The sequence below is a fragment of the Bifidobacterium sp. genome, assembly GCF_050874245.1.
In the GTDB taxonomy this organism is placed as follows: Bacteria; Actinomycetota; Actinomycetes; order Actinomycetales; family Bifidobacteriaceae; genus Bifidobacterium.
This window is the reverse complement of sequence record NZ_JBNMKH010000056.1, coordinates 1-13,655: the sequence shown is the minus strand read 5'-3', so window position 1 is coordinate 13,655 and position 13,655 is coordinate 1. Positions and strand designations below refer to the sequence as shown.

The window sequence follows — 13,655 nt, the reverse complement described above, 5'->3', positions numbered from 1 at the left end:
GTGCCGTGGCCGTCCGCACGTGAGCATGCGGCCGTGCTCGCCCCATGGTTCGACATGGATCCGGACGCGAAACTCGGCAGGGATCCGGTCGCGTTCCTGCTGGCCGTGGCACCGGATGCCGCGCAGGTGGGAATGCTGACCGACAACTGGATCATTGGAGACACGCTATGAGAGCACGCAGAACCCCTTGGTGGTCTTTCGTCCTTGCGGCAGTGCTTGGCGTGCTCGCAGGCATGGGATTGGCGAAATACGGCGAAATCTCGGGATTGCCCTTGGTGGGCGCTCCATGGATCGTGCCGGTGGTGCTGGCCGCGCTGGGCATCACCGTGCTGTACATGGCCCTGCAAATCCACAAATACACGACCAAAGACCCCGTCAAACGCGCGCAGCTTAAGCCATTGGACCCGCAGAAGGCCTTCGGCACGCTGGTGGCATGCAAGGCGCTCGGCCTTGCGGGAGCGGCCTTGGCAGGCTGGTACGGCGGGCAGATCATCATGAGTCTGCCGCACGGCGAGGCGGAATTCTACAATCAGGCCATCATCGAATGCGCGGTGGCGTGCGTGGTGTGCATCGCCGACATGATCGTCGGCATCGTGGGGGAGTGGCTGTGCCGGATTCCACCCATTGACGGCCCGGAAAGCCCGGCAATGAAAAAGGCCGCACAGCGCAATCGCTATGCGGCCGCCGCGACCAAATCCAAGATCTGAGGATCAGGCCTTTTCCGTCGTGCCTGGCACGTTTGGTACGCGGAACATCGCTTCCTGCGCCATGCAGGCTACCAGACTGCCGTCCTGCGTGTAGACCTTCGCCGAGCCAAGGCCGCGTCCATGGGCCGCGGTCGGGGTGTCCTGCACGTAGAGATGCCATTGGTTGATGTCGATGTCGCGGTACCACCACATCGAGTGATCGATGGACGCGTACGAGATACCAGGGGTGGCGATGCTCAAGCCTGCCCTGCGCAGAATCGGCTCCAGCATGATCTGGTCGCAGCCCATCGCCAGCATCGCACGATGCATGACCTGCGGCACGTCCACCTTGCCGTCGGCCTTCATCCACACCATCTGCTTGCCGGAATCCTCGCTGGCGCTCTTCTTGTCGGCGCCAAGCATGATGGTGCGCGTCACATGGCGAATATCGAACGGCGACTTCTCCGCATAATACTTGGCGAACGGCGACTGTTCCGCATACGGCTCCATCAGTTGCTTCGCACTGGTCAGGCTGTCGGGATCGGGAATGTTCTCAGGCATCGGGTCGGCGAATTCGATGCCTTCCTGGTCATGTTCCTGGAAGCTGGCGATTGCCGTCAAAATCGAGCCCTGCGCCTGCGTGACATTCACGCGACGGGCGGAGAAGGAACGTCCGTCACGCAGATTTTCCACGTCGAACAGCAGATCCTGACGGATATCGCCGGCCGAAATGAAATAGCCGTGGATGGAATTCGGCAGACGGGACGGAGCGACGGTTCTCGACGCGGCCATCAGCGACTGCGCGATGACCTGTCCGCCGTAGACTCGGCCAGTGGGGAAGTACAGGCTTTCGCCGTTGATATACGTATGGTTGCGATAGTTTGAGGGCGTGCCCAGCTGGAGCACCTTTGCCAGTCGCTGCAGCGGCGTCATGTCTGTCTGCGTCATGATGGCCTCGATTCCTTCCGCGTGTGGATAGCTCTTTATGCTGGCATCGAGTCTATCCACATGTAGTAAATTTCGTCGGATTGTTTTGTAACGAGTACGTGAGAAGAATGAACGGTTGGTTAGCGGCAACGGTTGACGTATGGCAAAGCGCCACCGCTCGTAATGAAGGGTGGCGCTTTGCTGAAATCTGCGCTTAACGCGACTCGATTGGATCTGTCTGCCTTTAGCGGGTCAGCTTGCGGTGCAGGCGGTGCGGGCGGGCCGCATCCTCGCCGAGACGGGCGATGCGGTTCTCCTGATAGGCCTGGAAGTTGCCTTCGAACCAGTACCAGTTGGCCGGATTCTCGTCGGTGCCCTCCCATGCGAGGATGTGCGTGGCCACACGGTCGAGGAACCAACGGTCGTGGGAGATCACCACGGCGCAGCCCGGGAAGGCGAGCAGCGCGTTTTCGAGGGATTCCAGGGTTTCGACGTCAAGGTCGTTGGTCGGTTCGTCGAGCAGCAGCAGGTTGCCGCCCTGCTTCAGGGTCAGCGCCAGGTTCAGACGGTTGCGTTCGCCGCCGGACAGCACGCCCACCAGCTTCTGCTGGTCGGAACCCTTGAAGCCGAAGGACGCCACGTAGGCGCGGGTCGGCACTTCCACTCCGGCCACCTCGATGAAGTCGAGTCCGTCGGACACGGCCTCCCACAGGTTCTTGTTCGGGTCAAGGCCGGCACGGTTCTGGTCGACGTAGCTGATCTTCACGGTGTCGCCGATCTTGAGCGAACCGGAGGTCAACGGCTCCAAGCCGACGATGGTCTTGAACAGGGTGGACTTGCCTACGCCGTTCGGGCCGATCACGCCGACGATGCCGTTACGCGGCAGGGTGAAGCTCAAGTCGTCGATGAGCACGCGGTCGCCGAACGCCTTGTGGATATGCTCGGCTTCCAGCACGGTGGAACCCAGACGCGGGCCGGCCGGAATCTGGATCTCGGAGAAGTCGAGCTTCTTGTTGTTACGCGCCTCCTGCTCCATCTGGTCGTAACGCTCCAGACGAGCCTTGTTCTTGGCCTGACGGGCCTTCGGCGAGGAACGCACCCAATCGAGCTCGCTCTTCAGGCGCTTGGCGAGCTTGGCGTCCTTGGCGCCCTGGATCTCCATACGCTTGGCCTTGGTCTCCAGGTAGGTGGAGTAGTTGCCCTTGTATGGATACAGGTGGCCGCGATCCACTTCGCAGATCCATTCGGCCACATTGTCCATGAAGTAACGATCGTGGGTGACGGCGATGACGGCGCCCTTGTACTGGTGCAGGAACTGCTCCAGCCACAGAATCGATTCGGCATCCAAATGGTTGGTGGGCTCGTCGAGCAGCAGCAGATCCGGAGCCTCGAGCAGCAGCTTGCACAGTGCCACACGACGGCGCTCGCCGCCGGAGCAGACGGTCACCGGAGTGTCCGGATCCGGGCACTGCAGAGCGTCCATGGCCTGCTCGAGCTGGGAGTCGAGATCCCAACCGTTGGCCGCGTCGATATCGTTCTGCAGCTTGCCCATTTCTTCCATCAGCGCGTCGAAATCGGCGTCCGGATTGGCCATCTCCTCGCCAATCTGGTTGAAACGCGCCACCTTTTCTGCGATCGGGCCGAACGCCATCTTGATGTTCTCGCCGACGGTTTTGGTGTCGTCCAGCGGCGGCTCCTGCTGCAGAATGCCGACGGTGAAACCAGGGGTCAGGTAGGCTTCGCCGTTGGAAACGGTGTCGAGGCCGGCCATGATCTTCAGCAGCGTGGACTTACCCATGCCGTTCGGGCCGACGACGCCGATCTTCGCGCCCGGCAGGAAGCTCAGGGTCACGTCGTCAAGAATCACGCGGTCGCCGTAAGCCTTGCGGGCCTTGATCATCTGGTAAATAAACTCAGCCAATGTTGTGTTCCATCCTTAAGAAACGTTGGAATTCCAGCGTTTTGCGTATGTCGGTCGACGGAAAATCGCACTTGTTCGCCGTGCTGCGGCGCGTTGCCGGCGCGACTGGTTGCGGACGAATCGCAAGTCTGCTGCAACTCATCGAAGCCAAGTGTTTTCGGACCGTGTCCATACGCAAAGTACCATCGCCGATTATCCCATATCCCGTCTACACAGCGGTCGTGGGTCGGTTGTGTGGGAATGGAAGCGTGCCTCCGTACGTGGTTGGTGGTGATGGTGGCCTGCTGCGGCGGTCTCCGAGCCTGGGTGTCTCCGTGTGCTTCTGTGTGCGCGATGGCACCGAGTTGAGATGTCGCCGGAGAGAGGGGAGTTCCGGTGTTGTCCCCGTAGGTGCGGTGGCGGTGATTTTGCGCGGTGAAATCGGGTTTTCGCGTACGGGGTATGTTTCGACCGTTTGAGGGCGAAATCGTACCTCCGTACGTGACTTTGTTGATGATTCTTCCTGTTTTCCCGTGCTTTTCGAGTACGGGGTGGTGGGTTGGCTGTTTTCGGCGGGCGGCTATTGATTGGTGGGCGGCAGGCCGGCGATCAAATGATCACGCCATCGCAGTGGTCGATCTCGTGTTGGATGATCTGCGCGGTGAAACCGGTGAACGCTGCGTGGCGCTCGCGGAATTTCCGATCCATATAATCCACTTCGATGCGCTGGTATCGGACGGTGCGACGCTCGCCCTGGAGCGAGAGGCAACCTTCCGCCGTATCGAACGCGCCGTCTTCGGCGGTGATGTGTGGATTGAACATCACGAAAATGCGGCCGCCGAAATCCTCATCCACAAAAGCGATGATGCGCTTGGATACGCCGATCATATTGGCCGCCATGCCCACGCAACCATTGCGGTGCGCGTCCAGCGTGTCCTTCAGGTCCTGCGCCACGGCCAGATCCTCTTCGGTGTTCTCGGCTGCGGCGGACGGTTGGCTGAGAAATGGGATGGACGTCATGATCTCACGCTGCATGTGAAATTCCTCTCGTTGGATGTTGCCGGTCTGCCAATATTGTATGGCGTCGCATGGCTTGCGAGACGGATGGATGGAGTTGCCCGCCCTCGGGATACGAGGCGTGATGCATGAAACTGCGGCCGGTGCAATATGCTTGAGGTCATGGAAGACATGTTGCAATACCGCGAATATATGGCACAAGCGCTTGAACTGGCCCGCAAAGGTGCGGGATGGGTGGATCCGAATCCGCTGGTAGGCGCGGTGGTGGTACGTGATGGCGAGGTTCTCGCCACCGGGTACCACGACCGTTACCGTGGTCCGCATGCGGAACGCATGGCGTTCGACTATGCCGACGCGCATGGCATCGATATGTGTGGAGCTACAGTCATCGATACGCTCGAACCCTGCTGCCACGTTGGATCGCAGCCGGCATGCACTGATCTGATTCTAGCCCACGGCATCTCGCGGGTGGTGGTCGGCTCCATCGACCCCAATCCCGTCGTGGCCGGGAAAGGCCTTCGCATCCTTGAGGAAGCCGGCGTGAAAGTGGTGCGTGACGTCATGCGGTCGGAATGCGACGCCATCAATCGCCATTTCTTCCACTACATCACCACGGGAATGCCGTACATTGTGGACAGCAGAAGACGTGTGGGGGAATCGGATGCCGAGTATGCGGTCCGTCGGCGCGAACTGTATGCCACGTATGCGGCGGTGCTTGCCGGAACTGAATCGGATGTTTCTGACGAGTCCTTCGCGCACTTCGACGGACCGGTCCAATCCGTCGGCGCGGACGAAGTGGTGATCGGCCGTCACAAGCCGTTGCTGTTGAAGACCAGCACGCTCGCCGGCGCGGACCCGGACGAGTGGTTGCACGAACTGGGCAAACGCAAAATCGACAGCCTCATCGTGGAAAGCGACGAAGCGTTCGAGCGGTTGTCCACGGCCTGCCAAAAAGACTGATGTGTCGCGTTCGCGGTTTTGAAATGCCTTATATGTGGCAGATTCCGTCGTCGTACGAAAGTGATTTTCCCTATATGTGGCAGACAACCAAAGAAATCCTGAGTTAGAGGGTATAAATCAGTGGGTTTGGCGGTCATTGTCTACTTAGGTCTGCCACATGTAGTGGTTTTAAGTTTCCTGGGGATGTCAAATCTGCCACATATAGGGATTGTCAGATGAGAATCCGTCTGTTCCCAGTGGCAAGGGACGCTATACGGATATGTATTCTTCCTGATGGCATTCTTTGGCTGAGTCTGATGGATTTGCTGAGCCTCTGATTTATTCTGCTGGCCACTCGTTCGGCGAGGAGCCGTTCTTCGTTTTCGCTCGCCAGATTCTCGGCGGTCACTTGGATGTAGATCCAGCCCTCATCCTCTAGGGCTTCGCGTCGCTTGCTGTCTGCGAGCCACTGTCCGGCGTGATGCCTTCCATCATATTCAATAACCACTTTTATCTCTGGATAAGCCATGTCCAGAAAAACGATTTTCCCATTGGATGAGCGGACCTTGTAATTGACTTCCGGGCAGGGAAGCCCGTGTCGAATCAGCGTGATTCGGCAACGGCTCTCCTGCGAGGAATCCGTGCCTTCGCGCATAAGCCGTAGGGCTTGCCTCATTTTGTTGATTCCGCGAATCGGCCGTTGTCTGTTTGTTCTCACATATTCGTTGAGATTTTCGAGACGGTTTACATAGTCGATGAATTCGTCGAGAGTGATTGTTCCAAAGCGAGCGTTCCTCCTCATCATGGAATCGCCGAGCGTTACCAATTCCTCTTGCGGGATACGATTGGCGTGCATCGCCCAAGTGGTTATCGCGTCAGTGTGATGAATTTTGCCATAATGCGTGGTTGTTTCGAGAACGGGGCCTTCCCATAGTGCGAAGTGGATGTTCTGAAGATGCGTTCGGGCGTTGTTGCATGGAGCGAGAACGTGTAGGGAAGATTCCGTTTGCTGGTTTCGTGGATATCTTGGCCTTTCGATGCCTAGAAGGTCCAGTGCGGTATTGAGCGCGAACACCAATCGCCTTCCGGTTCTTTTCTGCGCTTCAAGACATTGTTCGATGGTCCTTGCCCTCAGCTGCGCGAGGTTTTCCGAATATTGTGCTCCATTGTCCATAGCGTCAAAGTAGAGGAAATGGCACTGCGCTGTCTACCGGCTTTTGGGAAACGGTGGAAAAGTGGATGATTCACCCTTCCTTGAAAAACCGGTGGATAACTGCGCCTTTCTCTTGCCTATGTAGATAAACGCATTTCAATAGCGAAAACCCAAAGTGCACATAGCCGATTGAGATGAGGGTGGCAATCGCAAGCATCGCAAGGATACTATGGCTGGCAATGAGGTCATTTTGTTGAATCGAGGATGTATGGGCGAACCGTATGTGATTGAAAATGTGTGTTTCGTGGGGTCCAATGAGCCTGTCGACATCACGATTGAGCAAGGGCGGATTGCGGATGTACGGTCTTCGGAAAAGTCGGTAGACAAGGCTTCGAAAACGTGGGTCATTCCCGGATTGTGGGATTGTCATACGCACTTCACGCAGTGGTCGTACACGTTGGGACGTCTTGATTTGATCGACGCGCGCAGTGCCGACGAGGCGCTCGACATGTTGCGTCGGCACTTGGATGAACGTCGTGAGAACGGCACGCTCGACCCGAACCAATATGTGGTCGGCATGCGCTTCCGGCACTCACTGTGGGCCGATGCCGCCCAGCCGACATTGGCCGCGATCAACGCGGTGTCGGGCGACCAGCCGGTGGCTTTGTCAAGTGCCGACATGCACTGCGGCTGGGTGAACTCCGCTGCCGCGCGCAACCTGGGTGTGCATGTGGGCGAATCCGGGCTCGTCGGAGAGCTTGAGTGGTTCGACGCCTACTGCAAGCTGGACAAAGGGCCAGGCGCGGCCGATGAACTGACTCGTCTGCTACGCAACGCGGAGCGGGACGCCGCCGGCAAAGGTGTGGTCGGTGTGCGCGACTACGAGATGGCGGAGAACATCGACACATGGATCGAGCGATTCTCGCAAGGACTCGTCGACCTGCGTATCGAGGCCGGCGTATACCCCGAACGGCTCCAGCAGGCCATCGACGACGGCTGGCACACCGGCGACGAACTGCCTGGAAGTCATGGGCTAGGCCACGTCGGTGCGATGAAGATGATCTCCGACGGCTCACTCAACACCCGCTCCGCTTACTGTTCCACGCCATACTCGGGCATCGCCCCGGAAACCTACGGCACGTTGAGCTACACCCCTGAGCAAATCGAATCGTATATGCGGCTAGCCACTGAACATGGCTTCGATATCGCCTGCCATGCCATCGGCGACGAAGCGAACACCATCGTGCTCGACTGCGCGGAACGTACCCATGCGCACGGTTCCATTGAGCATGCTCAAATGCTCAAGGAGTGCGATATTCCGCGTCTTGCACGGCTGGGACTTGCCGCCAGCATCCAGCCGCAGCACGCCATGGACGACCGCGACGTCATCACACGATTCTGGGGCAATCCCGCTGGCATTCCCTACGCGTTCAACAGTCTGCATGAGGTCGGAACCAAACTGCTTATGGGCTCGGACGCGCCGGTCGCGCCGTTGGACCCATGGCTGGCCATCTCCGCCGCGGTGTTCGGCACGGAGAGTTCCGACCGGGAGCCTTTCCAGCCTGAGCAATGCTTGGAATTCGAAACCGCGCTTGCTTCATCCACCGCCCTGGGACGTACGACGTTGCAAGCTGGGGATGCGGCTGATCTGGTGCTGCTGGATTGCGATCCGAGTGCGCTTGAGTCCCCTGAGGCCATGCGCGCCATGCCCGACCACGTGCTTGCCACCATGCTTGCCGGACGCTGGACATATCAATGCGCTGAATGAAAACCGCTATGTGTGGCAGATTCCGGGATGCCGGAAAAGTCAAAACCGCTATATGTGGCAGGTCGATGGCTCCTAAGATGAAGGAATCGCCGGATTTATGCCCCCGAACATAGGGCTTTGTACCTGGAGCTGCCACACATAGGACAAATCATCTTCGATGGGTACGGAAATCTGCCACATATAGCGGATTTCATGTGCTGCTGGATATCCAAGGAGTTGGTTATCCAGGGGTTGAAGATGAATTCGAATAAAGATAGGGCTTGTATCCCTGCAATGGCGGGGATACAAGCCCTATCTACAGGCTTATGAGGCTCACTGCACGGCGGCGAGGGCTTGGTCGAGGTCGGCGATGATGTCGGCCGTGTTTTCGATGCCGCAGCTCAGGCGCACCAGGTCGATGCCGACGCCGGCTTCCTCAAGCTGCTCCTCGGTGAGCTGGCGATGCGTGGTGCCGGCCGGATACAGCGTGCAGCTGCGCGCATCGGCCACATGCGTGGCGATGGACACCATCTTCAGATGGTCAAGGAACGCGGAAACCGTCTCGCGCCCGCCCGGCACACCGAAGGAGATCACGCCGCAGGTGCCGTTCGGCATGTACTTCTCCGCCAGCGCATGGTACTTGTCCGTTTCGAGGCCCGGGAAGCTCACCCAGCTGACGCGCGGATCGGCGTCGAGCCACTTGGCCACGGCCAGTGCGTTCGCGCAGTGGCGCTCCATGCGCACGCCGAGGGATTCCAGATGCATGCCCATGATCCACGAGTTGATTGGCGCCGGAGTGGAGCCGAAGTCGCGCATGAGCTGCGCGGTGGCCTTGGTGATGTATGCGGCCTTGCCGAATTCCTTCGCGTAGGTGACGCCATGGTAGGAGTCGTCCGGAGTGGTGAGGCCCGGGAATTTCTCCGCATGGGCCATCCAGTCGAAATTGCCGGAGTCGACGATCGCGCCGCCCACGCAGGATCCGTGGCCGTCCATGTACTTGGTGGTGGCGTGCGTGACGATGTCCACGCCGTACTGGAACGGACGGCAGTTGATCGGCGTTGGGAAGGTGTTGTCGACGATCAGTGGCACGCCGTGACGATGCGCTGCGTTCGCGAACTTCTCGAAGTCGAGCACGATAAGCGCCGGATTGGAGATGGACTCGCCGAACACGGCCTTGGTGTTCGGCTGGAACGCGGCCTCAAGTTCCTCTTCGGTGCAGTCGGGGCTGACGAAGGTGCATTCGACGCCCATCTTGCGCATGGTCACGTTGATGAGGTTGAACGTGCCGCCGTAGATGGCGGAGGAGGCGACGATGTGGTCGCCGTTGTTGCAGATGTTGAACAGCGCGAAGAAGTTCGCCGCCTGGCCGGACGAGGTGAGCATCGCGGCCGCGCCGCCTTCCAGCTCGCAGATCTTCGCGGCGACGGTGTCGTTGGTCGGATTCTGCAGGCGGGTGTAGAAGTAGCCGGATTCGGACAGGTCGAACAGTCGGCTCATCTGTTCGCTCGACTGGTATTTGAAGGTCGTGGCCTGGATGATTGGGGGAGTGCGGGATTCTCCATTGCCCGGCTGATAGCCTCCCTGCACGCAGATGGTGTCGACGTTTTCGCTCATATGTTCCTTCTTTCGATTCCGCGCTTCCGTGCGCCGCGCAGGTGTTGCGCCGCGATGCGAACAAACAAACACACTGTATCACTGCATTGATAAATGGCTTGATTCCAATGGAAACGCCGTATAGTTTAACGAATTGACAAACTTAGGTAATTCAATTTATTATGTAGACCAAGACGGGCGGAAAGCCCGCTGCGAAATAAAGCTTTACGTAAGTAAACCAAGCAAAGGAGCATTCCATGGGTCTGTGGGATATCGATAAGATTCCGTACGTCGGTCGCGAAAAGGGGCCGCAGGAGGGTCTTGCCTTCCATTACTACGATGCCGACAAGGTCGTTGCCGGCAAGAAGATGAAGGACTGGCTGCGTTTCGGCGTCGCATGGTGGCACACCTTCGACCAGCAGCTCGTCGATCCGTTCGGCACCGGCACCGCCCAGCGTCCGTGGTACGGCAAGTATTCCGATCCGGAGGACGAGGCCCTGGCCAAGGTCGACTACGCCTTCGAGTTCTTCCAGAAGCTCGGCGTCGAGTACTTCTGCTTCCATGATCGCGACATCGCTCCGGAAGGCGACACCCTGCGCGAGACCGACAAGAACCTGGACAAGGTCGTCGACAAGATCGAAGAGAACATGAAGTCCACCGGCATCAAGCTGCTGTGGAACACCTCCTCCCTGTTCACCAACCCGCGCTTCGTCTCCGGCGCCTCCACCTCCCCGTTCGCCGACATCTACGCGTACGCCGGCGGCCAGCTGAAGCACTCCCTGGAGATCGCCAAGCGCCTGGGTGCCGAGAACTACGTGTTCTGGGGCGGCCGTGAAGGCTACGAGAACCTGTGGAACACCCAGATGAAGCGCGAGCAGGAGCACATGGCCAAGTTCTTCCACATGTGCCATGACTATGCGAAGGAAATCGGTCTGGACGCCCAGTTCCTGATCGAGCCGAAGGCCAAGGAACCGACGATGTTCCAGTACGACTTCGATGCCGCCACCGCCATCAACTTCCTGCGCACCTATGATCTGATGGACGTCTTCAAGCTGAACCTGGAAGGCAACCACGCCAACCTGGCCGGCCACACCTACCAGCACGAGATCCGCACCGCCCGCGAGGCCGGCGTGCTCGGCTCCCTGGACGCCAACCAGGGCGACAAGCTCATCGGCTGGGATATGGATGAGTTCCCGACCGACCTGTACGAGACCTCCACCGTCATGTGGGAAGTCCTCGCCGAAGGCCAGATCGGCCCTCACGGTGGTCTGAACTTCGACGCCAAGCCGCGTCGTACCTCCTTCACCGCCGAGGATCTGTTCCGTTCCCACATCGCCGGCATGGATTCCTTCGCAGCAGGCCTCCTGGTCGCCGCCAAGATGCACGAGGACAAGGTCATCGAGAACCTGCAGGCCGAGCGCTACAGCTCCTTCGATTCCGGCATCGGCGCGACCGTCGAGAACGGCACCGCCTCCCTGGCTTCCCTCGAGGAGTACGCTCTGGATATCCCGCAGTCCAAGCTCATCGAGGCCACCAAGTCCGATCACCTCGAGTCCGTCAAGGCCACGATCAACAACTACATGATCGACGCCCTGGCCGAGGCGTGAGCCGAAAACCCACTAGGGTTTTAGGTAGCCTCGGGCGAAGTCCGAGACGGTAGTCGAGGGCGAGCAATGACTGGGCGCGTAGCGTTCCGGAATTGCAGGACCGAGGCATGGACGCAGTAAGGAGTTTCCGTTAGGACTCCTGATTCATCGCTGGATCAAACAGTGGGGCTCGACTGTGACAGAGCCGGATGTGGTGTGCCGAAGCGTCGGTGTTCCGGCACACCACTCACTTTTCTTTCCTTCCTCCTTCCTCAAATTTCCTTCGCACGCAAGTCGTTTGCCGGCTAGATCGCCGGTGAGCGGCTTGTTTGCGTTGTTAGACCAAGCGAAAATTTCGATTATTCGCAATGATGTGATGTATCCAAACGTTCCCGAATGAGGTGTACTTATGACCACAACGATTACCATCGCCAATCCCATTCTTCACGGAATGCATCCTGATCCGAGTTGGATTTGGGATGATGATCTTCGGCAAATCGTGCTTGTGACCTCCACCTTCGAACTGGTTCCAGGCTTGCCTATTTACGTTTCCAGGGATATGACCCACTGGAAACACGCGTCGGATGCGATAGATGAGGAGTTGGCAAGACGTTTGCTCATTCCTTTCGTGGATGACTCGGGTGGCGTCTATGCGCCGACGCTGCGTAGGATTCGTGGCAAATACGTGATTGCCTGCACCATCGCTCGCATCAATGGACGCAAAGCCATCGCGGAAGGATGCTCCCAGGCCGAATTGGATTCGGCCCAGGCGGCGGAAGGCAACTTCGTTCTTGAGTCGGACTCGATCGACGGACCTTGGCGTGGGCCGTTCTGGATCGAGGGCGCCGAAGGCATCGATCCAGACATATTCGAGGACGGGGACGGCAACGTGTACTGGACCCAGACCCGTCCTGCGGTCAATCCGCAATGGGAAGGACAGACCGAGGTCTGGACTCAACGCATTGATCCGGAGACTTGGACTTTTGTCGATGACGGTCTTCCTGCGGGATCGGGCAAGACGGTAATATGGCGCGGATACGGTGTGGAGGCGGTGTGGGCTGAGGCGCCGCATCTCTATCGCGTGGGCGACTATGTGTATCTGATGACCGCCGAGGGGGGCACCAGTTTCGAACACAGTGAGATGGCCATGCGCATCTATGCGCCGCATGGACTGCTTCGGGCGTTCGAAGCTTACGAACGGGAAGCATCCGAATCGGGTGAGTGCATTCCGCAGGTTCGTGACGGGGAACGCTGCTATCTTGGCACCGCAATCCGTGCCTTCCATGCGGATAAGAAGAATCCGATTCTCACCCACCGACATCTGGGTTTGTCGGAACCGCTGCAATGCGTGGGACATGCGGACCTGTTGCTTCATCCGGAACTGGGATGGTGGCTGGTGTGTCTCGGCGTGAGGGAGACGCGGGGAAAGCATGACGGCGAATTATTGAGCTACTTGGGAAGGGAGAGCTTTGTCGCTCCGGTATCCTGGGAACATAATCCGGCCGATTGGAAGCTGGACGGCAACGGTGCATTAGATACGCATGAGGGTGACCCCGGATGGCCGGTAACTTGCGCTGGTCTTGGCCGCTTGGCCGACGAGATCACGGTTACTACTGAAGACGATGGCATCACCATCGAGCCTAGGGTGAAATCCTCGCTCGCCGGTGACGTGGAACCTGCGCTGGTGGATGTGGCTGATGGCTCGACGAACGGTGTGGTGGTGCGCGACGAGCGTGATGTCAGCTACCGCAGAATAGCGAAACTGCCGACGCTCATGCCGATTCCTATGTCCGGTTCTTTAGTGATCCGGCAGAATTCCACACATTACGCGGTGTTTTCGATGCGTGGCACGGATGTGCGCTACGAGATGGTGAATGGAGACGATTCGCAAGCTGGGTCTGTTGCCGTCGTACAGGCTGACGGAGTGCGTCCGGCGGTACTTTTCGACGACAACCGCTTGTCGGTCATCGTGACTGGCATGCATGGTTTGGTTGATTCTGCGACGTTCGTGCGTCAGGGGCAGGTCCTGCTGAGTGTCGATGCTCGTTTCCTCAGCACCGAATGGGCCGGTGGGTTCGTCGGTTGCATGGCCGGCTTCATGGCATAG

The 13,655-nt window shown here is 58.7% G+C and carries 10 protein-coding genes and 1 pseudogene; 6 read left to right on the top strand and 5 right to left on the bottom strand.

Annotation, left to right across the window (positions count from 1 at the left end; all coding sequences use genetic code 11):
* Positions 1-171 (top strand): annotated as a pseudogene (locus tag ACR0P8_RS06945) (2-amino-4-hydroxy-6-hydroxymethyldihydropteridine diphosphokinase); the annotation flags it as partial.
* A complete protein-coding gene (locus ACR0P8_RS06940; RefSeq protein ID WP_432624396.1) occupies positions 168-707 on the top strand; it encodes a DUF3180 domain-containing protein in 540 nt (179 codons plus the stop codon). The pseudogene ACR0P8_RS06945 and the gene ACR0P8_RS06940, both read left to right, overlap by 4 nt.
* 3 nt (positions 708-710) lie before the next feature.
* Here the strand turns inward: ACR0P8_RS06940 and ACR0P8_RS06935 are convergent, their stop codons facing one another.
* The 3 genes from ACR0P8_RS06935 to ACR0P8_RS06925 all read right to left on the bottom strand — a co-directional run bounded on the left by ACR0P8_RS06935 (position 711) and on the right by ACR0P8_RS06925 (position 4,548).
* The gene (locus ACR0P8_RS06935; protein ID WP_432624395.1) at positions 711-1,634 is read right to left on the bottom strand and encodes an acyl-CoA thioesterase; all 924 of its coding nucleotides are present in this window, start codon (positions 1,632-1,634) and stop codon (positions 711-713) included.
* Between the two features lie 223 nt (positions 1,635-1,857).
* Positions 1,858-3,534, bottom strand: a complete 1,677-nt coding sequence (gene ettA, locus ACR0P8_RS06930; protein WP_021913000.1) for an energy-dependent translational throttle protein EttA — start codon at positions 3,532-3,534, stop codon at positions 1,858-1,860.
* 588 nt (positions 3,535-4,122) lie between these two features.
* Positions 4,123-4,548, bottom strand: coding sequence for a peptide deformylase (locus ACR0P8_RS06925; protein WP_432624394.1), 426 nt, complete (start codon positions 4,546-4,548; stop codon positions 4,123-4,125).
* A gap of 132 nt (positions 4,549-4,680) precedes the next feature.
* On the opposite strand from ACR0P8_RS06925, the gene ACR0P8_RS06920 reads away from it, so the two are divergent.
* Positions 4,681-5,490, top strand: a complete 810-nt coding sequence (locus ACR0P8_RS06920; protein ID WP_432624393.1) for a bifunctional diaminohydroxyphosphoribosylaminopyrimidine deaminase/5-amino-6-(5-phosphoribosylamino)uracil reductase RibD — start codon at positions 4,681-4,683, stop codon at positions 5,488-5,490.
* A gap of 211 nt (positions 5,491-5,701) precedes the next feature.
* Here ACR0P8_RS06920 and ACR0P8_RS06915 read toward each other — a convergent pair whose 3' ends face one another.
* A complete protein-coding gene (locus tag ACR0P8_RS06915; RefSeq protein WP_281775992.1) occupies positions 5,702-6,544 on the bottom strand; it encodes a DUF559 domain-containing protein in 843 nt (280 codons plus the stop codon).
* A gap of 346 nt (positions 6,545-6,890) precedes the next feature.
* On the opposite strand from ACR0P8_RS06915, the gene ACR0P8_RS06910 reads away from it, so the two are divergent.
* Positions 6,891-8,390: an amidohydrolase gene (locus tag ACR0P8_RS06910; protein WP_217063211.1), complete on the top strand. Its 1,500-nt coding sequence runs from the start codon at positions 6,891-6,893 to the stop codon at positions 8,388-8,390.
* 312 nt (positions 8,391-8,702) lie between these two features.
* Here ACR0P8_RS06910 and ACR0P8_RS06905 read toward each other — a convergent pair whose 3' ends face one another.
* The gene (locus ACR0P8_RS06905) at positions 8,703-9,983 is read right to left on the bottom strand and encodes an O-acetylhomoserine aminocarboxypropyltransferase/cysteine synthase family protein (protein WP_085407562.1); all 1,281 of its coding nucleotides are present in this window, start codon (positions 9,981-9,983) and stop codon (positions 8,703-8,705) included.
* 236 nt (positions 9,984-10,219) lie between these two features.
* Here ACR0P8_RS06905 and xylA point away from each other — a divergent pair, with 236 nt between their 5' ends.
* Positions 10,220-11,569, top strand: a complete 1,350-nt coding sequence (xylA, locus tag ACR0P8_RS06900) for a xylose isomerase (RefSeq protein ID WP_011742887.1) — start codon at positions 10,220-10,222, stop codon at positions 11,567-11,569.
* A 388-nt stretch (positions 11,570-11,957) separates the two neighbouring features.
* Positions 11,958-13,655, top strand: coding sequence for a family 43 glycosylhydrolase (locus tag ACR0P8_RS06895; RefSeq protein ID WP_432624392.1), 1,698 nt, complete (start codon positions 11,958-11,960; stop codon positions 13,653-13,655).

Excerpts from the sequence above, each read along its gene's own strand:
- ACR0P8_RS06940 (WP_432624396.1), top strand. The coding sequence starts at position 168 with ATGAGAGCACGCAGAACCCCTTGGTGGTCTTTCGTCCTTGCGGCAGTG.
- ACR0P8_RS06935 (WP_432624395.1), bottom strand. The coding sequence starts at position 1,634 with ATGACGCAGACAGACATGACGCCGCTGCAGCGACTGGCAAAGGTGCTC.
- ACR0P8_RS06925 (WP_432624394.1), bottom strand. The coding sequence starts at position 4,548 with ATGCAGCGTGAGATCATGACGTCCATCCCATTTCTCAGCCAACCGTCC.
- ACR0P8_RS06920 (WP_432624393.1), top strand. The coding sequence starts at position 4,681 with ATGCTTGAGGTCATGGAAGACATGTTGCAATACCGCGAATATATGGCA.
- ACR0P8_RS06910 (WP_217063211.1), top strand. The coding sequence starts at position 6,891 with ATGGGCGAACCGTATGTGATTGAAAATGTGTGTTTCGTGGGGTCCAAT.
- ACR0P8_RS06905 (WP_085407562.1), bottom strand. The coding sequence starts at position 9,983 with ATGAGCGAAAACGTCGACACCATCTGCGTGCAGGGAGGCTATCAGCCG.
- xylA (WP_011742887.1), top strand. The coding sequence starts at position 10,220 with ATGGGTCTGTGGGATATCGATAAGATTCCGTACGTCGGTCGCGAAAAG.
- ACR0P8_RS06895 (WP_432624392.1), top strand. The coding sequence starts at position 11,958 with ATGACCACAACGATTACCATCGCCAATCCCATTCTTCACGGAATGCAT.